Origin of the sequence: Rhodobacter maris (assembly GCF_900217815.1) — a bacterium.
GTDB lineage: Bacteria > Pseudomonadota > Alphaproteobacteria > Rhodobacterales > Rhodobacteraceae > Rhodobacter > Rhodobacter maris.
Window position 1 is genome coordinate 39,596 of sequence record NZ_OBMT01000010.1, and the last position, 23,472, is coordinate 63,067.

A 23,472-nucleotide genomic window follows, 5' to 3' on the forward strand; every position below is an offset into this window, starting at 1 on the left:
CCCTCAGTACCGGAACAGCCGCCAGGCAATCGCCCGGGCGCCGAGGGTGATGATCTTGGTGATCAGATAGAAGATCACCGCGGCAATGGCGAAGAGCTCGAAGGTGCGGAACGTGAGTGCGTTGAGATCCTGCGTCACGCCATAAAGGTCGGTATTCATGCCGACGGTGACGCCGAGCGAGGTCATCAGCACCGCCCAGACCATCTGGTTGGTCATCGGCAAAAAGGAGATCCGCAGCATCTGCGGCAGGATGATGTAGCGAAACGCCTGCCCCTGCGACATGCCGAGCGAGCGGCCGGCGCGGGTCTGCGTTTCCGGGATGGCCTTCAGCGCGCCGCGGAAGTTTTCCGCCAGATAGCCCGCATTATTGAAGGTGATGCCGATCAGGAGCGACACGAAGGGGCTGAAATGGATGCCGAAGCTCGCAACGCCGAAATGGGCCATGTAGATCTGGAACAGCGCCGGGGTGTTGCGGGCCACTTCGACCCAGGTGGTGGCAATCGCCCCGAGCGGGCGGGAGCCGGAGAGGCGCAGCAGCGTCAGGAAAATGGCGAGCGCGATGCCGATCAGCATCGAGAGCACCGCCACTTCCATCGTCACCGCTGCCCCGTCCAGGATCTTCGGGAGCCGGGCGAGCGCCTGGTTCCACTGGAAGGTATATCCGAACATGGCTTTGTCCTGCAGAGGAAGGAAAAGGAACAGCGGCGCGGGGGGAGGCCGCGCCGCTCTCCACTCCGGTCCCCGATTAGCGGTAGGCGTTCGGGACCGTCAAGGCGGGCAGCTCGCCGCCGACCCATTTTTCATAGAGCTCGGCATAGCGGCCGGTACGGATCTGCTGGTTCACGAACAGGTTGAGGTAGTTGATCAGCCCGTATTCGTCGCGGTTGGTGAAGAGCGCGACGTAATCAGTGTCAAACGGCGCCTTGCCAACCACCGAGATGCCCGGGAAGTTGCCGGTCTTCACGTTGGCCTGCGCGACGGTCGAGGTGGAGACGGTGGCGTCGATCTGGCCCTGGCTCAGTGCGAGGAACACGTCGGCCTGGGTCTGATAGGGGCGGAACGTGCCGTCACCCCATTCATTGATCTGCTTTTCGAGCGCGATCGCCTCGAAGGTGCCTGCGGTGGCGCCGACGGTGTGGCCCTTCATGTCATCGAAGGATTTGATGCCCGAGGCGTCATTCGAGGTCACGGCCATCTCGAAGGCGAAATAGGGGATCGAGAAGCCCACGGTTTTGGCCCGCTCGAGCGTGTCCGAGGTCGAGGCAACGCCGACATCGACGCGGCCCGACATCAGCGCCGGGATGCGTTCGGGGAAGGGGGTCTCGACGATCTCGGATTTCACGCCGAGCGCGGCGGCGAGGTCGTTGCAGTAATCGACGTCAAAGCCGATCGGGTTGTTGTTCTCGTCGCGCATCCCCATCGGCGGGAAGTCGAGCACGACCGCGCAGCGCAGCGTGCCCGAGGCGATGATGTCGTCGAGCTTGTCGGCTTGCGCCGTGCCCGCAAGCGCCGTGGTGGCGATCAGGGCGGCGGCCATGGTGAGCGTTTTCATAGGGGAACCTCTCTGCTGATTCTCGGGCAACCCTGCCCGCGGTTTTTCTTTCTCGCGATAAATTTTCATATAAGAAAAAAGCTGGCGCAACAGGAAAATTTTGGATAGAGCAAAGTTGCGATCTAAACGGCTGAATTCGCGCCCTTAAAAAACGGGTTTGCAATGAGAGTTCCGGGCAATAGGTCACGTTGACGCAGATTTCGCGAGCCGGCTGCCCGGTTTGCGGGCACAGATGGAAGGACCTCCCATGAGTTTCACCCCCCGCGGCATGCATCTGATCGCCGGAACCTGGATCGATAGCGGCGAACGCTTCGCCTCGGCGCCGGTGGAGGGGCCGGTGCACAGCTTTGCCAAGGGCACGCCCGCGCTTGTCGATCAGGCCGCGCAGGCGGCTGAGGCGGCTTTCCCGGCCTACAGCGCGCTCACGCGCGCAGAGCGCGCGGCGTTTCTTGAGGCGATTGCCGATGAGATCGAGGCGCGCGGCGCCGATCTCACCGAGATTGCGATGCAGGAAAGCGGCCTTCCCAAGGGCCGGCTGGAGGGCGAGCGGGGGCGCACCACGGGTCAGCTGCGCCTCTTTGCGCGCCATATTCTGGCGGGCGATTATCTGGACCGGCGCCACGACCCGGCGCTGCCCGAGCGCGCGCCGCTGCCGCGCCCCGATCTGCGAATGATGCAACGCCCGATCGGCCCGGTCGCGGTGTTTGGCGCCTCGAACTTCCCGCTCGCCTTCTCGACGGCGGGCGGCGATACGGCGGCGGCGCTGGCCGCGGGCTGCCCGGTGGTGGTGAAGGGCCATGAGGCGCATCCCGGCACCGGCGAGATTGTCGCCGAGGCGATTGCCGCCGCCGCCGCGCGCACTGGCATGCCCGCGGGGGTCTTTTCGCTCGTGCAGGGCGGCGCGCGCGAGGTCGGCGCCGCGCTGGTGCAGCATCCGTTGATCTCTGCCGTGGGCTTTACCGGCTCCTACGCCGCGGGCCGTGCGCTTTATGACCTTTGCGCCGCGCGCCCCGAGCCGATCCCGTTCTTTGGCGAACTGGGCGCGGTGAACCCGATGTTCCTGCTCCCCGAAGCGGTGGCGGCGCGCGGCGCGGCCCTTGGCAGCGGCTGGGCGGGCTCGCTGACAATGGGGGCGGGGCAGTTCTGCACCAATCCGGGCATCGTCGTGGTGATCACGGGCGCCGAGGCGGAGGCTTTCGTGGCCGCGGCCCATGCCGCGCTCGCGGCAAGCGCCGCGCAGGTGATGCTGACCGAGGGGATCGCCAAGGCCTATGTGTCGGGGGCCGAAAAAATCGGCGCGCAGACCGGTGTGCAGGAGCTGCTCACCTCGATGTGCGAACCGCGCTCCGCGCGGCCCTTCCTTTACAAGGTGTCCGCGGCGGATTGGCTTGGCAATCATGCGCTCTCGGAAGAGGTGTTCGGCCCGCTCGGCCTTGTGATCGAAGTCGGCGATGCGGAAGAGATGGTGGCCGTGGCGCAAAGCTTCCGCGGCCAGCTCACCGCAACGCTGCATATGGATGCGGGCGACCGCGCGCTGGCGGGGCGGCTTTTGCCGATCCTTGAACGCAAGGCGGGCCGGGTGCTTGCCAACGGCTTTCCGACCGGTGTCGAAGTCTGTGACAGCATGGTTCATGGCGGGCCCTTCCCGGCCTCGACGAACTTTGGCGCCACCTCGGTGGGCACGCTTTCGATCCGCCGCTTCCTGCGCCCGGTCTGCTATCAGGACATCCCCGCCGATCTTCTGCCCGAAGACCTGCGCTGACAAAATGCCCGCCCTCGGCAAACCGGGGGCGGGCAAGGCTCTCGTTCGGCGCTGAAATCAGGCGGCGAACCAGCGCAGCGACATGCACGACAGCCCCGCATCGACCTTGCGGATTTCCTGCGTGGCGAGCGGCACCACCGCGTAGCCCGCTTGCATCAGCATCTCGATCGTGCGCGGGAAATCTGCGCCCACCAGCACCACATCGTTCACGCGCAGCGCGTTGGCGGCCTCTTCCTCGCCCTCGGGCACAAGCAGCGTGCGCAGATCGCCAAACACGCCCGAGGCGGCGAGCCGCGCGGTCGAGAGCACGGTGTCTTCCGCGAGCAGCGAGCAATCGCTCTTGAAATGCAGCACACCCTTCGGCGTGGTGACGATTTCAGAGGCATGTCCCAGCGCTTTCAGGCAGCCCTGCAACGCCTCGGCGCCCTCGGCGTTGGTGCGCGCGCTGAGCCCGATCATCACCTTGTCGGCGGTGCGCAGGATGTCGCCGCCATCGGCAAAGCCGGTGCCGGGCAGATGCAGCACCATCTCGAAATGCTCTGCCAGCACCGGGGCCATGAACCCCGCCTCATGGCGGCGGGTGGGGGCGCCGGGGCGCAGCACGATCGCGCCTTCGGTAAAGACGAGGGCGGGGTCTTCCACAAAAACGGAATCGGGGAAGTCCTCGAGCGCGGGCAGCACGGTGACGGTGCAGCCCGCCGCCTCAAGCGCCGTCACATAGGCGCGGTGCTCGGCGATCACGCCCTCATAGCTCGGATCGCCCATGTCGACGGCGCGCAGCCCCGCCGTGATCGAGCGGGAGGGCGTGCGCGCGAGAATGGAATTGAAACGGGTAACAGGGATCTTCTGGGTCATGGGGTGGGTCCGTTGAGGGGAGAAAGGGCAGGGCCGGGTTCGGGAAGAGGGGCGGGGCGGCGTTTGTCGCGGTTGACCGCATGCACACCAATCAGCCCGCTCGCCGCAATCAGCACCGCGCCGAGGATCAGCGCGAGATCGGGGCGCGTGCCCCAGATCAGCGCGCCAAGGAGGAAGGCCCAGATCAGGCCGGTATATTCAAAGGGCGCGAGCACCGCGGCGCTGGCGCGCTCGAAGCTCGCGAAAAGCGCATATTGCCCGGCCCCGCCGATCAGCCCGACCGCGGCCATCAGCGCAATCTCCGAAAGCCCCGGCATCGGCCCTTGAAAGGGCAGCATCCCGCCGGTGACGAGACAAAAGACGATGTTGGTGACAAGCACTTGCGCGCCCACCGTCATGCGCCCGTTGATGCGGCGCAGCAAGATGTAGCCAAAGGCCCAAAGGAGCGCCGAGAGCAGCACGAGCGCGGTTGCCGTGGGCGCGGGCGCATGGGTCGGGTGCACCGCCACGATCACGCCCGCAAACCCAACCGCGACCGAGGCCCATTGCAAGGGCCCGACCCGCTCTTTCAGGACCAGCACGGCAAGCACCACCACCATCACCGGGGCGGAGAAATAGATCACCGTCATCTCGGCGAGCGAGAGGTCACGCGCGCCGGTATAATAAAGGATCCAGGCCACGATCGAGATCGTGGCGCGCAAGATCACCATCGCCTGCGCCGAGGAGGCGAGCGCGCCCCGAACCATCGGCCCGCGCCCGAAGAGGAGGCAGGCCGCCGTCACCGCGAGCGAGCGGAAGAACAGCGACACCGGCACCGATTGATCGGCGACGAGCCATTTCATCGCCGCATCCTGCAGCCCGAGAAGCCCATAGGCGAGCACGCACAAAAGCACGCCCGTCAAAGCGGGATCGAGACGTTTCATTCAAGCCTCGCGCGCGGGCCGGGTCATGACCGGCCACGTTCCAAAAACCGCTCCGCCAGTCCGACAAAGAAGGCCGCGCCCGGTGCGATGGCCGCGTCGTTGAAGTCGAACTTCGGATGGTGATGGGCCGGGTCGTTCGGGCCTTTTGCGGTGCCAAGGAAGAAATAGGTGCCCGGGCATTCGTTCAGGAAATAGGCGAAATCCTCGCTCCCCATCATCGGGCGGGGAAAGTCCTTGGCCTTCTCTGCGCCAAACATCTCGGCGGCGAGATCGCGCGCGAAGGCGGTTTCTGCTGCGTGGTTGATGGTGGGGTCGTAGCTGCGGACATAATCGATGTGCGCCGCGCAGCCGAAGCTTTGCGCCTGCGCAAGGGCAATCGCCTTGATCCGCGCCTCGATCACGTCGCGCACACCGGCATCGAAGGTGCGGATGCCCACGACAATCTCGGCCCGCTCGGGCACGATATTGCTCGCCGTGCCCGAATGGATTGCCGCCACCGTCACCACGGCATTGTCGAGTGCCGAGACATTGCGCGCCACGATGGTTTGCAGCGCCATCACGATGGAAGCGGCCGCCACCACCGGGTCACGGCAGAGTTCGGGCGTGGCGCCATGGCCGCCAAGGCCGGTCACGGTGATCGTGCATTCATCGACCGCGGCCATGATCGCCCCGTCCCGAAAGGTGAATTGGCCAAAGGGCAGCGCGGGGTCGTTGTGCATGCCAAAGACCGCATCGCAGGGGAAGGCGCGAAAGAACCCCTCTTCGACCATCATCTGCGCACCGCCAAAGTTCTCTTCGGCGGGCTGGAAGATCAGATGCACGGTGCCATCGAAATTTTGCCGCTCCGCGAGGGTTTTGGCGGCAGCGAGCAAGGTCGCGGTATGGCCGTCATGGCCGCAGGCATGCATCTTGCCCGGGGTCTGGCTCGCGTAGGGGGCGCCGGTTTCCTCAAGGATCGGCAGCGCATCCATATCGGCGCGCAGGCCGATCGCGCGATTGCCCGCGCCGTAGCTGAGCGTGCCCACCACGCCCGTGCGCGCAAGCCCGCGCGAGACGGAATAGCCATAGCTCTCCAGTTCTTGCGCGACGATATCGGCGGTGCGCAGCTCCTCCAGCCCGATTTCGGGATGGCGGTGCAGGTCTTTGCGCAGCGCGATGAAATGGTCGAGGTCGGTGATCTGGTGCGAAGAGATCGGGGTCACGTCAGGCTCCCCTTGTGGGCAGGCGGTTTTCGAAGAAGCGGAAGATCGCGACCATCAGCGCGGTCAGGATCAGGTAGATCAGCGCGAGCAGCAACAGCGGCTCATAGGTGAGCAGCGTCGCCGAGCGCACGCGCGAGATCACGCCGTAAAGGTCCACCACGGTGATGGTGGCGACGAGCGGCGTGGATTTGAGCTGCAGCACCATCTCGCCATTGAGCGTTGGCAGCGCGCGGTAAAGCGCGCGCGGCAGCCAGATCCGCCAAAAGAGCTTGAGCGGGCTCATCCCGAAGGCGCGCCCCGCCTGCAATTCGCCCCGCGGCACACCGGCAAAGGCGCCACGCATCACCTCGCCCTCATAGGCGGCAAAGGAAATGGTGAGCGCGGCCAGCCCGTAGGGCCAGGCCTCGCGCAGGTAAGGCCAGAGGAAGCTGCCGCGGATGCCGGGGATCATCGGGAAAAGCGAGCCGATGCCGTAATAGAGGAGCCACAGTTGCAGCAGAAGCGGCGTGCCGCGGATCACCGTGCAAAAGAGCTGCGCCGGGGCCGAGAGCCAGCGCGGCCCGGTCACCTGCACAAGCCCGATCGGCAGCGCCACCGCCGCGCCGAGGATCACCGATTCGGCGAGGATGGCAAGCGTGGTGCCAAGGCCCTTGAGCAAGAGCGGCGTGTATTTCGGCAGCCACGCCCAGTCACCCGCGAGCACCGCCCAAAGAACGATGCCGAGCGCAAGCGCGAGCATCACGAGCCGGTGCGGGCGGAGCCAGCCGCGCAGAGGGGAGGGGGCGCTCATGCGTGCACCTGTGGCATGCCGCGCCGGGCCCATTTCTCGATCCGGGCGATGGCGATGTTGGAAACGAGCGTCAGCGCCAGATAAAGTGCGCCCGCAGCCAGGAAAAAGAGCATGTAATGCTTGGTTGCGCCCGCCGCTTGCCGGGTGACGAGGGTGAGTTCGCTGAAGCCCACGACGGCAAGGAGCGCGGTATCCTTGGTGGCGATGAGCCAGAGGTTTGCCAGCCCCGGGAGCGCATGGGGCAGCATTGCGGGCAGCGTGACGCGGCGCAAAAGCAGCCCGCCCGGCATGCCGTAGGCGCGCCCCGCCTCGATCTCGCCCGCGGGAATGGCCTTGATCGCGCCGCGGATCACCTCGGTCGCATAGGCGCCCTGCACCACGCCGATCACGAAGATGCCTGCGGCGAGCCCCGAAATATCGACCGGGCTACGGCCCAGGGCCGCCATCAGCCGGTTGAGCGCATCGGTGCCCGCATAATAGAGAAGCAGGATCAGCACGAGTTCGGGCACGGCGCGCACGACGATGGTGTAAGTCTCCATCAGGTCGCGCACGATCTCATTGCCGTAAAGCTTGCCGACCGCGCCGCCGACGCCGAGGATCAGCCCGAGCAGATAGCCGCCCACGGCAATTTCAAGCGAATGCGCAAGCCCCGTCAGAAGCACGCCGCCCCAGCCGGGGGGGGCGAGCGCAAGAAGCTGCCAGAAGGTCTGATCCATGCTGTCGGGGCCTTGTCAGGAAAGGGGCGGGCCAGCGCTGGCCCGCCCGGAGCATCTCAGTAGATGTCGAAGTCGAAGTATTTCGCGTTGAAGGCGGCATAGGTGCCGTTTTCGCGGATCGCCTTGATCGCGGCGTTGAGCTTGTCTTTCAGTTCCGTATCTTCCTTGCGCAGGCCGATGCCCGCATCCTCGGCCATGATCTCCGGGTCGCTCTCGACCACGCCTTTCAGGTCACAGCAGGCTTGGCCCGCTTCCGAGGCGAGGAAGTCGCGCAGGGTGATCTCGTCGGCCTGCACCGCATCGACGCGGCCCGCGGCGAGGTCGGCATTCGCCTCGTCCTGGGTCTGGTATTCGCGCAAAGTCGTGCCTTCCGGGGCAAAGTGCTTTTGCGCATAGGCCTGGTGGATCGTGCCGACCTGCACGCCAAGGATCTTGTCGGCGAGAGCGGCGGGGGTGGCGTCAAAGGTCATGTCCTTGAGCCCGATCACCACCGCTTTCGAGCGGTAATAGCCATCGGTGAAGTCGATCACCTGTTTGCGCTCGGGCGTGACCGACATCGAGGCGATGATCATGTCGATCTTGCCGCTCGTCAGCGCCGGGATGATGCCGTCCCAGGCCACCGGGGTGAGCACGCAGTCAAGCTTTGCCTGCGCGCAAACGGCGTTCATGAAGTCGATCTCCCAGCCGCTCCAGTTGCCGGCCGCATCGGGCACGGTGAAGGGCGGGTAGGGCTCGGCGGCGATGCCGACCTTGACCGGATCGGCCGCCGCCACAGTGGCGCCCGAAACCGCGGCAAGCCCGGCCACGAGCAGCGTAACGATTTGCTTTTTCATGATTTCCCTGTCGGTTGTGGTGGTTGGTGGATCCCGGCGCGTTCACTGAGCCGGGTTGAGGAAGCGTTGCAGCCGCTCGGAACGGGGGGCGCCAAAGATCTGTTCTGGCGGGCCCTCCTCCTCGATCAGGCCGTTGCAGAAATAGGCGACACGGGTGGCGACGTTGCGGGCGAAGGCCATCTCATGGGTGACAAGGATCATCGTGCGCCCCTCGCGGGCGAGATCGCCGATCACGGTGAGCACCTCGCCCACAAGCTCGGGGTCGAGCGCGGAGGTGGGCTCGTCAAACAGGATCACCTCCGGGTCGACGGCCAGCGCGCGCGCAATCGCGGCGCGTTGCTGCTGGCCGCCCGAGAGATGCACGGGGTAGCTGTTGCGCTTTTCATAAAGGCCAACGCGCTTGAGCACCGCCTCGGCGGTGGCAATCGCCTGATCCTTCGGCACGCCCATCACATGCACCGGCGCCTCGATCACGTTTTGCAGCACCGTCATGTGCTGCCAGAGACAGAAGTTCTGGAACACCATCGAGAGGCGCGTGCGGATGCGTTGCACCTGCCGCGGATCGACCGGGTGCAAGTCGCCATGCCGGTCCGGCCGCATCTCGATTTCCTCGCCATGAATGCGGATCGAGCCCGCCGAGGGCGTTTCGAGAAAATTGATGCAGCGCAGGAAGGTCGACTTGCCCGAGCCCGAGCCGCCGATGATGGCGATCACCTCGCCCTTCTTGGCCGCGAGCGAGACGCCTTTGAGAACATCGAGCGTGCCAAAGCGCTTGTGCAGCTCTCTCACTTCGATCGCTCGGGCCGGTTGTGCCACGCATTCCTCCTGCCGGTCTGGCGCCGCTGTGGCGCTTCGTCGCTCAGGCTTGACGGGGCTTTGCGCCCTTGTCTGCCCCGCGGCGCGCGGAATGCGGGCAAAAATGACGCCGGGATGAAATTTTGGCTGTTTTCGGCGCGCAGTGCTCAAAGACTATACAAACGTGCAATAACTATACGGTCGTATTCTTTCAGGCGCCGAATCTCGCTTGCGCTGGCGGCGGGGGCACCGGATGGGAGGAAGAGGCCAGAGCCGGAGGGAGGCGAGAATGTCGGACACATTCCGGCGCATGCAAGAGTTCGACCGGCGCGCGGAACTGGTGCGCGCCACGCTTGACTGCATCGCCGACAAGGGCATTCAGGGGGCGACCGTGCGGGCCGTTGCGGCTGCGGCGGGGGTCAGCATCGGGCTGATCCGGCACCATTTCGAGACCAAGGAAAACATGGTGCTCGAGGCCTACCGCGAGACCATCCGCATGCTCACCGCGCCGTGTGACCGGGTGCTGGCGGCCGAGATCGAAAGCCCGCATGAGCGGCTTGCCCGCTTCATCCGCGCGAGCATCGGCGGGGAGATCTCGGATCTGCGCATTCTCTCGCTCTGGGCGGCCTTCATGAGCCAGCTCAATGCCGACCCGGAGATGAAGCGAATCCATGATGAGGCGCATCTGCCTTACCGCTCAAGCTTTGAGCCCCTGATCCGTGCGGTGATGGCGGCGGAGGGGCGCCACCTCGCCCCCGGAGAGGTCGCCCGGCTCGCGATTGCCATGACCGCGGTGATCGACGGGCTCTGGCTTGAGGGCTGCCTGCCAAAACAGGCTGAAACCTCAGAGGATTACGTCGCCATCGGCCTCGAGGCCGCCGAGGCGCTTTTGCGCGTGGCCTTGCCGCGCCCGACCAACACGAAGGACTGACCATGCATTACGCACCGATGACGGATCGGCTCAAAAACCTCGGCTCGGACAAGTGGGATCTGCATTTCCGCGGCCGTCAGATGGTGGCGGCGGGAGAGCCGGTGATCGAATTGACGATTGGCGAGCCGGACATTCCGCCCGATACCGCGCTTTACGATGCCTGTGATCAGGCGATGCGGGCGGGGCGGGTGCGCTACTCCAACGGCCGCGGCGAGCCCGCGATGCTTGAGGCGCTTTCGGCCAAATACAGCCGCCGCACCGGGCGGACCTTCACGCCGGAAAACTTCCTGTGCTTTCCGGGCACGCAGACCGCGCTTGCCATCGTCATGCTGGGGCTGGTGAGCACGGGCGACAAGGTGCTGCTGCCCGATCCCTATTACGCGACCTATGAAGGCGTGATCCGCGCCACCGGCGCCGAAATCGTGCCGGTGCGCCTGCGCAAGGAAAACCGCTTCCACCTGCGCGCCGAGGATCTGGAGGCGGCCATCACGCCCGGCTGCCGGGTGCTTTTGCTCAACACGCCGCACAACCCGACCGGCGCGGTGCTGAGCGCCGCGGAAGTGGCGGCGATTGGCGAGGTGTGCCGGCGCCATGACCTCTGGATCATCGCCGACGAGGTTTATGAAGAGCTTGTGTTCGAGGGCAGCTTCGCCTCGCCGCTTGATATTGCCGCGCTCGAAGAGCGGGTGATCGTCACCGCCTCGATCTCCAAATCCCATGCCGCGCCGGGGTTCCGCTCCGGTTGGGCGGTGGGCACGCCCGAGCTGTGCGAGCGGATCCTGCCGCTCTCGGAATCGATGCTGTTCGGCGGCCAGCCCTTCATTTCTGACATGACGGCCTATGCCCTCACCCATGACCTGCCCACCTCGGCAGTGATGCGCACGCAATATGCGCGCCGGGCAAAGCTTGTGACGGAGCTTTTGCAAGATGTGCCGGGCATCGAGCCGCTGCCGCCCGAGGCGGGGATGTTCATTCTGCTCGATGTCGGCGCGCTTGGCATTTCGGGCCATGATTTTGCCGAGGCGCTGCTTGCCGGGCATCGGGTCTCGGTGATGCCGGGCTCGTCTTTTGGCGCGCAGGCGGAGCGGCTGGTGCGACTGAGCCTGACCGTTCCCGATCCCCTTCTCACCGAGGCCTGTGGCCGGATTGCGGCTTGTGCGCAAGGCTTTGCCGGGCGCGACGCGCACGCCGCCTCGGCCTGAGCGCTCAGGGCTGTGCCGCGCGGCGGGCGGTTTCGGCCGCCTCCGCCGCCTGCGCCACCGCGCCGAGCCAAGTGCGGAACGCCTCGACCGGGCCGGTCTGGCCGCGCGCGTGCGGGGTGCAGAGGTAATAGGCCTCGTCCGAGCGCATGCGCGCATCAAGCGGCACCACCAGCCGCCCCGAGCCGATTTCCTCCTCGATCAGGAATTCGGGCAAAAGCGCCACGCCAAGCCCGACCATCGCCGCCTGTGCCGCGGTGGCAAACTGGTCAAACAGCATCCCGTGCAGCCGTTGCGGCGCGAGCCCGTTGCGCTCAAAGAACTTTTCCCAGGCATCCGGGCGCGAGGTCAGATGCAGGAGCGGCGCTGCGCGCAGATCAGAAAGCGCGGTGATGCCGTATTTCTCCACCAGACCGGGCGCGCAGGCGGGCACCACATGTTCCCCGCGCAAATAGCTGCACTCTGCCCCCGGCCAGTCCGGCGCGCCAAAATGGATCGCGGCATCCACCGCCTCGGTGGCGAAATCGAACTGGGTGAGCCGCGTGACTAAATTGATGGTGATGCCGGGGTGACGGGCGAGGAACTCGGGCAGGCGCGGGGCGAGCCAGCGGGTGCCAAAGGTGGGCAGGATCGCCAGCGAAAGCGTGCCCCCGCCCGGATTGGCGCGCAGCGTGAGCGAGGCGCTGGAAATCTTGTGCAGGGCCGCGCGGATCTCGACCGCATAGGCCGCGCCCCCCGGCGTGAGCCGGATGGTCTGCTTTTCGCGGTGAAAAAGCGCGCTGCCGAGTTGCTCTTCCAGCGCGCGGATCTGCCGGGAAACGGCGCTTTGCGTGAGCGACAGCTCCCGCGCCGCGGCGGTGATGCTTTGCGTGCGCGCCGCCGTCTCGAAAGCTTGCAGAAGCGAGAGCGAAGGCAGGAAGCGGCGCGGCGTTTTCATCGGCATCTCTCCGGGGCGGGATGGATCGTTCCTGCCGCCTTGCGCGCGCGACGGCAAGCGGTTTTGCTCCGAGGTCATTCCATAATGGAATGATCTAGGTCTTACAGAGCACTGGCGCCCGGGCGCGGAACCGGGCAGGAAAGGGCAGGCGCCTTGCCTGATTGCCGTTCCGGGTTTCTCATGAAAAACACCTCATCCACGCATGGTCTGTGGGCGCTTTCCGCCCCCGCCGCCCCCGCAACCACGCCGCTTTCGGGCCCCGTCGAGGCCGATGTCGTGGTGATTGGCGCGGGCTTTACCGGGCTCTCGGCGGCGCTGCATCTGGCAGAGGCAGGCAAATCCGTGGTGGTGCTCGAGGCCGGGATGATCGGCTTTGGCGCTTCGGGGCGCAATGTCGGGCTCGTCAACGCCGGCATGTGGGTGATGCCCGAGGAGATGCCGAAGGCGCTGGGCCCGGTCCATGGCCCGCGGCTTTTAGAGTTTCTGGGCAATGCTCCGGCAGAGGTGTTTGCGCTCGTGCGGCGCCATGGCATCGCCTGCGAGGCGGTGGCCAATGGCACGCTGCATTGTGCCGTTGGCGGCGCCGGTCTGACCGAAATCGGCGTGCGGGCGCGCCAATGGGCGGCGCGCGGCGCGCCGGTCGAACTTCTTGACGCGGGGGAGACCGCGCTGCGGCTCGGCGGCGGGCGCTACATGGGCGCGCTTCTTGATCTGCGTGCGGGCACGATCCAGCCCCTGGCCTATGTGCGCGGCCTTGCACGCGCTGCTCTTGCCTGCGGGGCGCAGATCCATACCGAAAGCCCTGCCACCGCCGTGGCGGAGCAGGGGCTGGGCTGGGAGGTCACGACCCCGTCTGGGCGGGTGCGCGCGCGCTGGCTTGTGGCCGCGACCGATACCTATACGCAGGGCCCGAATGAAAATCTCCGCCGTGAGCAGGTCGGGCTGCCCTATTTCAACATGGCGACGCCGCCCTTGCCGGAGGCGCTGCGCGCCACGATCCTGCCCGGGAGTGAGGGCTGCTGGGATACGCGCGAGGTGCTCTCCTCGTTCCGCACCGATGCGGCGGGCCGGCTCGTGTTCGGCTCGGTGGGGCGGCTCGGGGTGGCCGACCGCGCGCTCCACCGTGCCTGGGCCGAGCGGGCGATGGTGCGGATCTTCCCGCAGCTGGAGGGGATCGGTTTTGAAAGCGCGTGGTTCGGCTGGATCGGAATGACCTCCGACAACCTGCCGCGGCTGCATCTGCCCGGGCGCAATGCCATTGCGGTGAGCGGTTACAATGGCCGTGGCATCGCGCCGGGCACGGTGTTCGGGAAGGCGATTGCCCGCTATATCTGTGGCGATTGCCCGCTCGCGGCAATGCCGCTGCCGGTGAGCACGATCACCCCCGCGCCCTGGCGGCGGATGCGGGAAGCCTACTATACCGGCGGTGCGGCGGCGCTGCATCTTGTTGCCGACCGGATCTGAGGAGCAGGATGACAGTGAGCCTCCCCCCCCGTATCGCACGCCTTTGGGCGCCGCAAACCTCGCTGGCGGCGGGAGGTGTGCTGTCGCTTGTGATGCTCGCCGCACTGGTGCTGGGCAAGATCGGGGAGGGCCGGATGCCCGGCGCGGGGGCGCTGCTCGCGCTTGCCGCCAGCGCCGCAGTGGTGCTCGCGCTCCTGCGCATTGGCCGGGTCTCGCGCATCGCGCAGGTGTTTCTGGCCGGGGCTGTGGTCTCGACACTCGCGGTGGCCGTGCTCTTGCCCAGCGCACTTCCGGCGATGCAACAGGCGCTGATGCAGGGCACGGCTTTTGCGGCCTTTTTGACCGCGCTCGGCCTCATTCGCGCGCCGGTGCGCCGCTCAAAGCTGATTGCCCGCGCCGCCGAAGGGCTCTTTGCCCATTCCGCCCGCGCCCGTGTGCTGGCCGTCAGCCTTGGCGCGCAAGGCATTTCGGTGCTCTTCAATATCGGCACCATCGGCATGATCTCGGATATCGCGCGCAACCACGACGGGGCGCGGAAGGCCGCGGGCAAGCGCGGCATCGACACCCGCGCGATGACCCTTTCGGCGCTGCGCGGCACGCTTTTGATGACGGTCTGGTCGCCGATCGGGCTGGGCTTTGCCATCGTTACAAGCGCGATCCCGGGGCTTGATCCGGTGGCAATCCTCGCGCTCGCCTTTGGCCTTGTCGCGCTGCTCTCGGTGGCTGCGGCGCTGCTGCAGGCCGCGGCCACGCCCCTGCCCGAAGGGGTGCCCGTGCATGATCCGGCGCCTGCGGGTGCGGGCCGGGCGCTGGGCGCGGTGATCGCCGCGATCCTCGGGCTGATCGTTCTGACGCTCGCCGCGCATCGGCTGCTGGAGGTGAGCTTTCTGATTGCCGCCTGCCTCGTGCTGCCGCTCCTTGCAGCGCTCTGGCCGCGCATCGAGCCGGGCTTGCGCGCGGCCCCGGGCGAGCCGGGCGGGCTTGCGCGGCTCTCCGCTGCCTCCGAGGGCATGGCGACGGAAAGCACGATCTTTCTTGCCGCCGCGGTGATTGGGGCCGCCGTTGCCGCCGCCGCCAAGGCCGCGGGCATCGACGCGCTGATCGCGGGCGGCCAGCTTCCGCCCCTTGCGGTGATCCTCGCCTGCCTCGTGCTGATCCCGGCGGTGGGGGCGATGATGATCCCGCATACGATCGTGATGATCATGGCCGCGCAGCTCTTTGGCGCCGGGCCGGTGGGGGCAGAGCATCCCTATGCGCTTGGCATCGCGCTTCTTTTCGCCTGGGCGCTGGCCATTGCCGCCTCGCCGATCTCGGCCATGGCGATCATCACCGGGCGCGAGCTTGGCGTGGCGCCAACGCGCGTCACCTTTGCGCTCAACCTGCGCTTCACGCTCGGGCTGATGGCGGCGGCGGCGGTGCTCGTCTCCCTTCTTTATCTCTTCGAATGACCGACCAAAGCCGAACGAAAGGACTTCCGATGACGCTTCGTGACGAGACCAAGAGCCTGCTCCTGCGCCTCGGGGTCGCGCCCGACCGGTTTGAGGGCGGCGCGATGGCGAGCTTTTCGCCGGTGAGCGGCGCGCAAGTGGGCGCGCTCACGCCCGACACGGCAGAGGGCGCGGCGGCGGCGGTGGAACGCGCGGCCACCGCCTTCCGCGCCTGGCGGATGGTGCCTGCGCCGCGGCGCGGGGAGCTGGTGCGGCTGCTGGGCGAGGAGCTGCGCGCGGCCAAGGCCGATCTGGGCCGGCTTGTGTCGATCGAGGCGGGCAAGAGCCCGTCCGAGGGCCTGGGCGAGGTGCAGGAGATGATCGACATCTGCGATTTCGCCGTTGGCCTCTCGCGTCAGCTTTACGGGCTCACCATCGCCACCGAGCGCCCGGGCCACCGGATGATGGAAACCTGGCACCCGCTCGGCCCGGTGGGGGTGATCACCGCCTTCAACTTCCCCGTCGCGGTCTGGGCCTGGAACGCGGCGCTTGCGCTTGTCTGCGGCGATCCGGTGCTCTGGAAACCCTCGGAAAAGACCCCGCTCACCGCGCTCGCCTCAATGGCGGTGTTCGCGCGCGCCGCGGCCCGCTTCGGTGCGCTGCCGGAGGGCCTTGCGCAGGTGCTGATCGGCGGGCCGGAGCTGGGCGAAGTGCTGGTCGAGAGCCCGAAAGTGGCGCTCATTTCCGCCACCGGCTCGACCCGGATGGGCCGGATCGTCGGCCCCAGGGTGGCGGCGCGCTTTGGCCGGTCGATCCTTGAGCTTGGCGGCAACAATGCGGGCGTGGTCTGCGCCTCGGCCGATCTCGACATGGCGCTGCGCGCGGTGGCCTTTGGCGCCATGGGCACGGCGGGCCAGCGCTGCACGACGATGCGCCGCCTGTTCGTGCATGAGAGCGTATACGATGCGCTGGTGCCGCGGCTGGTGCGTGCCTATGCCTCCGTTTCAATCGGCAACCCCTTGGAAACGAACGCCCTTGTCGGCCCGCTCATCGACCGCGCGGCCTATGAGGCGATGCAGGCGGCGCTCACGGCGGCGCGCGCGGCGGGGGGCACCGTGCATGGCGGCAGCCGCGTCGAGATTGGCGGCGAGGACGCCTATTACGTCCGCCCCGCGCTGGTCGAGATGCCCGCACAAACCGGCCCGGTGCTTGAGGAAACCTTTGCCCCGATCCTTTATGTGATGCGCTGGTCCGCGTTCGATGCGGTGATCGAAGATCACAACGCCGTCGGGGCGGGGCTCTCGTCGTCGATCTTCACGCTCGATCTGCGCGAGATGGAGCAGTTCCTCTCTGCGGCGGGGTCGGATTGCGGCATCGCCAATGTCAATATCGGCACCTCGGGCGCCGAGATCGGCGGCGCCTTTGGCGGCGAAAAAGAGACCGGCGGCGGGCGCGAAAGCGGCTCGGATGCCTGGAAAGGCTACATGCGCCGCGCCACCAACACGATCAACTTCTCGCGCGAGCTGCCGCTGGCGCAGGGCGTCGTTTTCGATATCGATTGAGGTTTGACATGACGATCCAGGATCAGACCGGCGCGGCCTTCCGCCCTGCCGACCGTATCGCCACGCTTGGCGTATCTGAAATCGTGCAGATCGGCGCGACGGCGGCAGCGATGAAGCGCGCCGGGCGGCCCACCATCATCCTTGGTGCGGGCGAGCCCGATTTTGACACGCCCGAGCCGATCAAGGCCGCTGCAGCGGCGGCGATGGCGCGGGGGGAGACGAAATACACCGCGCTCGACGGCACGCCGGGGTTGAAAGCGGCGATTGTCGAAAAGTTCCGCCGCGAGAACGGGGTGGCATATAAAGCTTCGGAGATCACCGTGGGCACCGGCGCCAAGCAGGTGCTTTACAATGCGATGATGGCGAGCCTGAACCCCGGCGACGAGGTGATCATCCCGACGCCCTGCTGGACCTCGTATTTCGACATCGTGCGCATCGCAGGCGGGGTGCCGGTGGCCGTGCCCTGCGCGGGGGCGCGCGGCTTCCGGCTGCAACCGGAAGATCTTGCCGCGGCAATCACGCCGCGCACGCGTTGGCTCATGCTCAACTCGCCCTCAAACCCGACGGGCGCCGCCTATACCGAAGCCGATTACCGCCCGATTCTCGATGTGCTCCTTGCCCATCCCCAGCTCTGGCTGGTGGCGGACGACATGTATGAGCATATCTGCTACGACGGCTTCCGCTTCACCACCCCCGCCGCGCTGGAGCCGCGGCTGAAAGACCGGATCCTCACCGTCAACGGCGTCTCCAAGGCCTATGCGATGACCGGCTGGCGGATCGGCTATGCGGGCGGGCCGGAGGCGCTGATCAAGGCGATGGCGGTGGTGCAGAGCCAATCCACCTCTTGCCCGTCGTCGATCTCGCAGGCTGCCGCCGAGGCGGCGCTCACCGGCCCGCAAGACCTGCTGGCCGAACGCGCCGCCGATTTTCAGCGTCGGCGTGACCTCGTGGTGGCGGGGCTCAACGCTATTCCCGGCATTTCCTGCCGCGTGCCGGAGGGGGCGTTTTACACCTTTGCAAGCTGCGCGGGCCTGATCGGCGCGCGCACGCCCGAGGGCGGCACGATCACCTCGGACCGTGATTTTTGCGCCTGGCTGCTCGAAACCGCAGATGTGGCCATGGTGCCCGGCGCGGCCTTCGGCCTCTCGCCCTATTTCCGCATTTCCTATGCCACGGCAGAGGCGGAGCTGCGCGAGGCGCTGGCCCGCATTGCCGCCGCCTGCGCACGGCTGAGCCGCGCCTGAGGCGGCGTTTGCCCGCCGGGCGGGGTAAAAACCTGCCCGACGCGGCAAACTCGGGCTTGTCTCCCCCCGCCTTCGCGCGGCAGACTTCTCTTCGGCCCAAGGGAGGGCCCAATCCGGCCTGCGGGAGGCGGGCCGGCTGAAGGGAGGAACCATGTTTCAACGCGTCTCTTTCGCGGCCCTGATCGGCTGCGCGCTCGCGCTCTCGGCCCCCGCGGCCCGGGCCGAGCAATTCATCAACGTTCTGACCGGCGGCACGTCCGGGGTCTATTATCCGCTCGGCGTTGCGCTTTCGGATATTTACGCCAAAGGCATCGAGGGGGCGCGCACGCAGGTGCAGGCGACCAAGGCCTCGGTCGAAAACCTCAATCTGTTGCAGCAGGGCCGGGGCGAGCTGGGCTTTGCCCTGGGCGATTCGGTGATGGCGGCGGTGACCGGCAATGCCGAGGCGGGCTTCAAGGCGCCGCTCGACAAGCTGCGCGTGCTCGCCGCGATTTACCCCAACCATGTGCAGATCGCCGCGCTGTCCGAGGCGGGGATCACCACGATCACCGATCTCAAGGGCAAGACGCTCTCGGTCGGCGCGCCGAAATCGGGCACCGAACTCAATGCCCGCGCGATTTTGGGCGCGGCGGGGATGAGCTATGACGATCTCGGCAAGGTCGAATATCTGCCCTTTGCGGAATCGGTCGAGCTGATGAAAAACCGCCAGCTTGAGGCGACGCTGCAATCCTCTGGCCTCGGCAATGCCGCGATCAAAGATCTCGCCTCCTCGCAGGCGATCACCATGGTCGCGATTCCGGCAGATGTGGTGGCCTCGATCGGCCAGCCCTATGTGGCGAGCGTGATCCCGGCGGGCACCTATCAGGGGCAGGAGGCGGATGTCCCCACGGCCTCCGTGATCAACTATCTCGTCACCTCGGCGGATGTGCCCGAAGAGACCGTCTATCAGATGACCAAGCTCCTCTTTGAGCATCTGGATACCCTCAAGGCCGCCCATGCCGCGGCGGGCGCGATCTCGCTTGAAGAGGCGGCCAAACCCGGCCCGGCGCCGCTGCACCCCGGTGCCGAGCGCTATTACCGCGAGCAGGGCCTGCTCTGAGGGGGAGGCTGCGGCTGAGCTGGAGGCGGGTGGCCTGCCGGGCCGCCCGCGCGTGAGGGGAGACATGCAATGACCGAGACCAAAGCCCCGGCCCAGGCCGGGCATGACCCGCTGGGCGACGGCTTTCCGAAGAGTGCGGCCGGGCGGGCGCTGTTCTGGCTGGCGATCCTCTTTTCCAGCTACCAGATCGCCCTCGCCGCGCATCTGATCGACCTGCCAAGCCAGATCGCGCGCGCGGTTCATGTCGGCTTTTTGATGGCGCTGGGCTTCCCCTTCCTGATCCTTGCCCAGCATCGCGGCGCGCTCGCGCGCGCGCTCGGCATGGGCTGTGCCGCGCTGGCCATTGCCGTCGCCGCCTATCAGGCCGTTGAGTACACAGACCTTCTGTTGCGCGCGGGCGACCCGCTCCCGCGCGACATCTGGTTTGGCATCGCCGCGCTGATCACCACTTTCGTGGCCGCCTGGATGATGATGGGCCCGGCTTTGCCGATCATTGCCGGGCTCTTTCTCGCCTATGCGCTCTTTGGGGAGCATCTGCCCGCGCCGCTCAATCATCGCGGCTATGACCTGTCGCAGGTGGTCGAGCATCTCGCCTATGGCACGGAGGGGATCTACGGCATCCCCACCTATGTCTCCTCCACCTATATCTTCCTTTTTATCCTGTTCGGCGCCTTTCTGGAAAAGGCGGGGATGATCAAGCTTTTCACCGATGTGGCCATGGGGCTGGTGGGCCACCGCACCGGCGGGCCGGCGAAGGTGGCGGTGCTCTCTTCGGGCCTCATGGGCACGATTTCGGGCTCGGGCGTGGCAAATGTGGTCACCACCGGGCAGTTCACCATCCCGTTGATGAAGCGCTTTGGCTACCGCGCGGCCTTTGCGGGCGGCGTCGAGGCCACCGCCTCGATGGGCGGGCAGATCATGCCGCCGGTGATGGGGGCGGTGGCCTTCATCATGGCCGAAACGCTCGGCGTCGACTATGTCGAGATCGTGCGCGCGGCGCTGATCCCGGCCATTCTCTATTTCGTCGGCGTGTTCTGGATGGTGCATCTGGAGGCGGGGCGCTGCGGCTTGCGTGGCCTTGCGCGCGAGGCCCTGCCCTCGGCGCGCGCTGCGCTCAAAGAGGGCTGGCATCTGCTTTTGCCGCTCGCGGTGCTCGTCTGGCTGCTGTTTTCGGGCTACACGCCGCTTTATGCGGGCACGGTCGGGCTTGGGCTCACGGTGCTCCTGATCCTTGGCGGCTCTGCCGCGCTCGGCCTGCCCGCGGGGGTGATCCGCATGATCTTCTGGATCGGGCTCGGCCTTGTGGCCGCGGCCTTTTTCGAGTTTGGCATCACCGTAGTTCTCGCCGCGGTCGCGGTGCTTGCCCTCGTTGCGCTGGCCTCGCAAGGCGGGCGCGAGACATTGCGGATCTGCCGCGACAGCCTCGCCGATGGCGCCCGCACCGCGCTTCCCGTCGGCATCGCCTGCGCGCTCGTGGGCGTGATCATCGGCGTGATGACGCTGACCGGCGCCGCCAACAGCTTTGGTCAGTTCATTGTGGGGGTGGGGCAAAGCTCGCTGCTTTTGTCGCTCATCCTCACCATGATCACCTGCCTGATCCTCGGCATGGGGATCCCGACGATCCCGAATTACATCATCACCGCCTCGATTGCGGGCCCGGCGCTTCTTGCGCTTGGGGTGCCGCTGATCGTGAGCCATATGTTCGTGTTCTATTTCGGCATTCTGGCGGATCTCACCCCGCCCGTGGCGCTCGCCTGTTTCGCCGCCGCGCCGATCGCGCGTGAAAGCGGGCTGAAAATCAGCCTGCAGGCGGTGATGATCGCCGCGGCCGGTTTTGTCGTGCCTTTCATGGCGGTCTATACGCCCGCGTTGATGCTGCAAGACGGCGGCCCGCTCGCGCAAGCGATCGGCTACGTCCCGGCGGTCGCTTATGTGGTGCTGAAAGCGCTGATCGCGCTCGGGCTCTGGGGCGTGACGGTGATCGGCTGGGCGGGGCGCGCGCTTGCGCTGTGGGAGCGGGGGCTTGCTGGCGCGGGCGCGCTCACGCTGATTGCGGCGCTGCCACTCACCGACGAGATTGGCTTTGCCCTCGCCGCCGGGTTCGGCGCCTTGCTCTGGCTGCGCCGCGCGCGGGCGCTTGCATGAGCGCCTGCCTTCTGGCCGGAGCTTTGACGCTGGCTCTGGGGGCCGATGCGGCTTTCAGCCTCGAATGGACCCATTCGGTCGAACAGACCCGCTGGCACGAGGAGTGGCGGGTCGTGGCGGGCGCGCTGGTGCTCACCCGCGCTGCGGTCAAGGGCTCGGGCGCGGGGATGGAGCCGGGAGAGGGCGCCCGGTTGGAAAACGGTTGGTGGGTCTGGGAGCCCACCGCCGCGCCCGTGGATGAACTCATCCTTGCCGCCTCCGGCCTCACGCCCTCCGCCTGGCGCCTTTGCACCCCTGCAGGCTGCGTCGCGCTAGGGGCCAGATCCTCGGATCCGCTGCTCTTGCGCCCCTGCCCGGAGTAGGGGGGCCCGGAGCAGGGGGGGCGGGGGGGCCTCGCCCCCCGTGAAAAGCGGGGGGTGCGGGGGGCAAGGCCCCCCGCCGGGTCGCCTCGGCCCTGCCGAGGCGAAATCTCAGGCCGGCAGGATCGCCATCGGGGTCGCTTTCATCGCTGCCGCGAGCGAGGAAAACCGCGCCTCCGCCACTTCGCCAAACAGCCCGGCGCCGCGCTTTGTCAGCGTCAATTCGATCGTGTTGGTGTTCTCGTTATAGGCGAGCCGCCCGGCATCCGCCGGATCATGGATCGCGAACATCGCGCCAAAGCGCATGGCCTTGCCGAGGATCTCCGCCTCGCGCAATTGTTCGGGCCCGAGCAGCGAAAAGAGCGGCTCGAACCGGCTTCCCGAGCGCGAATTCTTGTAGCGGTGCAACAGCGCCACCCCGAGAAACACCCGCTCCGGGTGGCTCAGCGCCGCCATATTCGCCCGTGTCACATTGTCGAAACAGGCCTCGAACCGGTAATCGGGATGGGTGCGCCAGGTCGTGTCATGCAGCAGGCAGGCCGCCCGCATCAGCCGGTAGCGTGCCGGCGTCACCTCGCCAAAAAGCGGCTCGATGAAGGCATGGAGCTTCTTGCCAAAGCCCGGCAGGCGCGATTGCGTGCGCTCGGCATGGCGGCAGGCTTCGATCAGCGGATCGCGCGCGCGCAGTTTCTCGGGCATCTGCTCATAGAGCAGTCCCTCGCGGATCCCGTAGGACGAGACGTCGATCTCCCTCGGCCCGAAGGTCTCGACAAGCTCGCGCAGCACCATCGCGGCAAGCGGTACCAGTTCGAGCCGCGCCGCTGAAGTACCCGTTTTCGCCCGCAAATCAGAGATGTCCTGCTTGCCGATCCAGTCAAGTGTCCGCAGCAGGCCATCGGGCTCCATCCGGTATTCGTGCAGCACCAGAAGCGGATAATTCTGCCGCTCCATGTCGAGCCGGGCGATCGCGCGCCAGGAGCCGCCCACAAGGTAGAGCTTCTCATGGCCTGTACCCACGACCTTCGCAAGCCGCGCCATATGCTTGCGGATATGGGCGAGCTGTTCCTTCTTGCCGCCCTCAACCTGTTGCAGCCGGAACGGCCCGAGGGGCGAGGTGTCGCGCGCGCCGACGCTGCGCCCGCCCAGAACCGCAAGCTCCATCGAATTGCCACCGATGTCGCAAATGAGCCCCTGTGCATCGGGCCAGCCCACAAGCACGCCCTGCGCCGAAAGCCGCGCCTCCTCGGCGCCGTCGATCACATGCAGCCGGAGCCCGGTTTCCGCCTCGACGAGGCGCTGAAACTCCGGCCCGTCGGCGGCATCGCGCACCGCCGCGGTCGCCACGCAGGTGAGCGGGCCGATGTCCATTCCCTTCGCCAGAAGCGCGAACCGGCGCAGCGCCGAGAGCGCGCGCTCGCGCCCGCGCGGGTTCAGCCGCCCGGTCTCCGCAAGCCCCTGACCGAGCCCCGCCATCACCTTTTCATTGTAGAAATAGGCGGGAGAGCGGGCGGCGCCGTCAAACACCACCATCCGCACCGAGTTCGAGCCGACATCGACCACGCCGACGCGCGAGACCGCACGGGCTGAAGGGTCGTCGAAAAGCGGTTTGCCGAAAGCGTCCCAGTCCTCGCCATCTTCGAGGGGCGAAACGGTCTTTGGGGTCATCGGGCAGCCTTC

The 23,472-nt window shown here is 66.9% G+C and carries 21 protein-coding genes; 10 read left to right on the forward strand and 11 right to left on the reverse strand.

Annotated features, from left to right (window positions below; translation table 11 throughout):
- Positions 1-3 precede the first annotated feature (3 nt).
- Positions 4-669, reverse strand: a complete 666-nt coding sequence (locus tag CRO22_RS13190; RefSeq protein ID WP_097070634.1) for an amino acid ABC transporter permease — start codon at positions 667-669, stop codon at positions 4-6.
- Positions 670-745: 76 nt separating this feature from the next.
- Positions 746-1,552 carry an ABC transporter substrate-binding protein gene (locus tag CRO22_RS13195; protein ID WP_097070635.1) on the reverse strand — a complete coding sequence of 269 codons (807 nt, stop codon included), beginning with the start codon at positions 1,550-1,552 and terminating at the stop codon, positions 746-748.
- Positions 1,553-1,799: 247 nt separating this feature from the next.
- On the opposite strand from CRO22_RS13195, the gene CRO22_RS13200 reads away from it, so the two are divergent.
- Entirely contained in the window at positions 1,800-3,314 is a 1,515-nt protein-coding gene (locus CRO22_RS13200) for an aldehyde dehydrogenase (NADP(+)) (RefSeq protein WP_097070636.1), read from the forward strand.
- A 57-nt stretch (positions 3,315-3,371) separates the two neighbouring features.
- Here CRO22_RS13200 and CRO22_RS13205 read toward each other — a convergent pair whose 3' ends face one another.
- The 7 genes from CRO22_RS13205 to CRO22_RS13235 are packed head-to-tail and all read right to left on the reverse strand — an operon-like array spanning position 3,372 to position 9,449.
- Complete coding sequence (locus CRO22_RS13205) at positions 3,372-4,169, reverse strand: dimethylarginine dimethylaminohydrolase family protein (RefSeq protein WP_097070637.1); 798 nt, start codon at positions 4,167-4,169, stop codon at positions 3,372-3,374.
- Positions 4,166-5,092 carry a DMT family transporter gene (locus CRO22_RS13210; RefSeq protein WP_097070638.1) on the reverse strand — a complete coding sequence of 309 codons (927 nt, stop codon included), beginning with the start codon at positions 5,090-5,092 and terminating at the stop codon, positions 4,166-4,168. Before CRO22_RS13210 ends, CRO22_RS13205 begins: the two co-directional genes overlap by 4 nt.
- A gap of 23 nt (positions 5,093-5,115) precedes the next feature.
- On the reverse strand, positions 5,116-6,294 hold the full coding sequence (locus CRO22_RS13215) for a M20 aminoacylase family protein (RefSeq protein WP_245860978.1): 1,179 nt from the start codon (positions 6,292-6,294) through the stop codon (positions 5,116-5,118).
- A gap of 1 nt (position 6,295) precedes the next feature.
- Entirely contained in the window at positions 6,296-7,084 is a 789-nt protein-coding gene (locus tag CRO22_RS13220; RefSeq protein WP_245860979.1) for an ABC transporter permease subunit, read from the reverse strand.
- Positions 7,081-7,800 carry an ABC transporter permease gene (locus CRO22_RS13225; RefSeq protein ID WP_097070640.1) on the reverse strand — a complete coding sequence of 240 codons (720 nt, stop codon included), beginning with the start codon at positions 7,798-7,800 and terminating at the stop codon, positions 7,081-7,083. Before CRO22_RS13225 ends, CRO22_RS13220 begins: the two co-directional genes overlap by 4 nt.
- 56 nt (positions 7,801-7,856) lie before the next feature.
- Positions 7,857-8,633, reverse strand: coding sequence for a transporter substrate-binding domain-containing protein (locus CRO22_RS13230; protein WP_097070641.1), 777 nt, complete (start codon positions 8,631-8,633; stop codon positions 7,857-7,859).
- Positions 8,634-8,675: 42 nt separating this feature from the next.
- Positions 8,676-9,449, reverse strand: coding sequence for an ABC transporter ATP-binding protein (locus CRO22_RS13235; RefSeq protein ID WP_097070642.1), 774 nt, complete (start codon positions 9,447-9,449; stop codon positions 8,676-8,678).
- A 268-nt stretch (positions 9,450-9,717) separates the two neighbouring features.
- Between CRO22_RS13235 and CRO22_RS13240 the strand changes: the two genes are divergently transcribed.
- Together CRO22_RS13240 and CRO22_RS13245 are read left to right on the forward strand one after the other, a co-directional pair.
- The gene (locus tag CRO22_RS13240) at positions 9,718-10,359 is read left to right on the forward strand and encodes a TetR family transcriptional regulator C-terminal domain-containing protein (protein ID WP_097070643.1); all 642 of its coding nucleotides are present in this window, start codon (positions 9,718-9,720) and stop codon (positions 10,357-10,359) included.
- A gap of 2 nt (positions 10,360-10,361) precedes the next feature.
- The gene (locus tag CRO22_RS13245) at positions 10,362-11,561 is read left to right on the forward strand and encodes a pyridoxal phosphate-dependent aminotransferase (RefSeq protein WP_097070644.1); all 1,200 of its coding nucleotides are present in this window, start codon (positions 10,362-10,364) and stop codon (positions 11,559-11,561) included.
- 4 nt (positions 11,562-11,565) lie between these two features.
- On the opposite strand, the gene CRO22_RS13250 is transcribed toward CRO22_RS13245, so the two are convergent.
- Positions 11,566-12,495: a LysR family transcriptional regulator gene (locus tag CRO22_RS13250; protein WP_097070696.1), complete on the reverse strand. Its 930-nt coding sequence runs from the start codon at positions 12,493-12,495 to the stop codon at positions 11,566-11,568.
- 180 nt (positions 12,496-12,675) lie between these two features.
- Here CRO22_RS13250 and CRO22_RS13255 point away from each other — a divergent pair, with 180 nt between their 5' ends.
- The 7 genes from CRO22_RS13255 to CRO22_RS13285 all read left to right on the forward strand — a co-directional run bounded on the left by CRO22_RS13255 (position 12,676) and on the right by CRO22_RS13285 (position 21,798).
- On the forward strand, positions 12,676-13,959 hold the full coding sequence (locus CRO22_RS13255; RefSeq protein ID WP_097070645.1) for an NAD(P)/FAD-dependent oxidoreductase: 1,284 nt from the start codon (positions 12,676-12,678) through the stop codon (positions 13,957-13,959).
- An 8-nt stretch (positions 13,960-13,967) separates the two neighbouring features.
- Positions 13,968-15,407: a hypothetical protein gene (locus tag CRO22_RS13260; RefSeq protein WP_097070646.1), complete on the forward strand. Its 1,440-nt coding sequence runs from the start codon at positions 13,968-13,970 to the stop codon at positions 15,405-15,407.
- A 29-nt stretch (positions 15,408-15,436) separates the two neighbouring features.
- A complete protein-coding gene (gene amaB, locus CRO22_RS13265; RefSeq protein WP_217991903.1) occupies positions 15,437-16,948 on the forward strand; it encodes an L-piperidine-6-carboxylate dehydrogenase in 1,512 nt (503 codons plus the stop codon).
- Between the two features lie 8 nt (positions 16,949-16,956).
- A complete protein-coding gene (locus CRO22_RS13270) occupies positions 16,957-18,192 on the forward strand; it encodes a pyridoxal phosphate-dependent aminotransferase (RefSeq protein ID WP_217991904.1) in 1,236 nt (411 codons plus the stop codon).
- A 151-nt stretch (positions 18,193-18,343) separates the two neighbouring features.
- Positions 18,344-19,291, forward strand: a complete 948-nt coding sequence (locus tag CRO22_RS13275; protein WP_097070649.1) for a TAXI family TRAP transporter solute-binding subunit — start codon at positions 18,344-18,346, stop codon at positions 19,289-19,291.
- Positions 19,292-19,360: 69 nt separating this feature from the next.
- Positions 19,361-21,436 carry a TRAP transporter permease gene (locus CRO22_RS13280; RefSeq protein ID WP_097070650.1) on the forward strand — a complete coding sequence of 692 codons (2,076 nt, stop codon included), beginning with the start codon at positions 19,361-19,363 and terminating at the stop codon, positions 21,434-21,436.
- Entirely contained in the window at positions 21,433-21,798 is a 366-nt protein-coding gene (locus CRO22_RS13285) for a DUF1850 domain-containing protein (protein WP_097070651.1), read from the forward strand. The genes CRO22_RS13280 and CRO22_RS13285 overlap by 4 nt, the downstream gene beginning before the upstream one ends.
- A 108-nt stretch (positions 21,799-21,906) precedes the next feature.
- Here the strand turns inward: CRO22_RS13285 and CRO22_RS13290 are convergent, their stop codons facing one another.
- Positions 21,907-23,460, reverse strand: coding sequence for a Ppx/GppA family phosphatase (locus CRO22_RS13290; RefSeq protein ID WP_097070652.1), 1,554 nt, complete (start codon positions 23,458-23,460; stop codon positions 21,907-21,909).
- Positions 23,461-23,472 lie beyond the last annotated feature (12 nt).

Coding starts and splice junctions, on each gene's coding strand:
- CRO22_RS13190 (WP_097070634.1), bottom strand. CDS start 669: ATGTTCGGATATACCTTCCAGTGGAACCAGGCGCTCGCCCGGCTCCCG.
- CRO22_RS13195 (WP_097070635.1), bottom strand. CDS start 1,552: ATGAAAACGCTCACCATGGCCGCCGCCCTGATCGCCACCACGGCGCTT.
- CRO22_RS13200 (WP_097070636.1), top strand. CDS start 1,800: ATGAGTTTCACCCCCCGCGGCATGCATCTGATCGCCGGAACCTGGATC.
- CRO22_RS13205 (WP_097070637.1), bottom strand. CDS start 4,169: ATGACCCAGAAGATCCCTGTTACCCGTTTCAATTCCATTCTCGCGCGC.
- CRO22_RS13210 (WP_097070638.1), bottom strand. CDS start 5,092: ATGAAACGTCTCGATCCCGCTTTGACGGGCGTGCTTTTGTGCGTGCTC.
- CRO22_RS13220 (WP_245860979.1), bottom strand. CDS start 7,084: ATGAGCGCCCCCTCCCCTCTGCGCGGCTGGCTCCGCCCGCACCGGCTC.
- CRO22_RS13225 (WP_097070640.1), bottom strand. CDS start 7,800: ATGGATCAGACCTTCTGGCAGCTTCTTGCGCTCGCCCCCCCCGGCTGG.
- CRO22_RS13230 (WP_097070641.1), bottom strand. CDS start 8,633: ATGAAAAAGCAAATCGTTACGCTGCTCGTGGCCGGGCTTGCCGCGGTT.
- CRO22_RS13240 (WP_097070643.1), top strand. CDS start 9,718: ATGTCGGACACATTCCGGCGCATGCAAGAGTTCGACCGGCGCGCGGAA.
- CRO22_RS13245 (WP_097070644.1), top strand. CDS start 10,362: ATGCATTACGCACCGATGACGGATCGGCTCAAAAACCTCGGCTCGGAC.
- CRO22_RS13250 (WP_097070696.1), bottom strand. CDS start 12,495: ATGAAAACGCCGCGCCGCTTCCTGCCTTCGCTCTCGCTTCTGCAAGCT.
- CRO22_RS13255 (WP_097070645.1), top strand. CDS start 12,676: ATGAAAAACACCTCATCCACGCATGGTCTGTGGGCGCTTTCCGCCCCC.
- CRO22_RS13260 (WP_097070646.1), top strand. CDS start 13,968: ATGACAGTGAGCCTCCCCCCCCGTATCGCACGCCTTTGGGCGCCGCAA.
- amaB (WP_217991903.1), top strand. CDS start 15,437: ATGACGCTTCGTGACGAGACCAAGAGCCTGCTCCTGCGCCTCGGGGTC.
- CRO22_RS13270 (WP_217991904.1), top strand. CDS start 16,957: ATGACGATCCAGGATCAGACCGGCGCGGCCTTCCGCCCTGCCGACCGT.
- CRO22_RS13275 (WP_097070649.1), top strand. CDS start 18,344: ATGTTTCAACGCGTCTCTTTCGCGGCCCTGATCGGCTGCGCGCTCGCG.
- CRO22_RS13280 (WP_097070650.1), top strand. CDS start 19,361: ATGACCGAGACCAAAGCCCCGGCCCAGGCCGGGCATGACCCGCTGGGC.
- CRO22_RS13285 (WP_097070651.1), top strand. CDS start 21,433: ATGAGCGCCTGCCTTCTGGCCGGAGCTTTGACGCTGGCTCTGGGGGCC.
- CRO22_RS13290 (WP_097070652.1), bottom strand. CDS start 23,460: ATGACCCCAAAGACCGTTTCGCCCCTCGAAGATGGCGAGGACTGGGAC.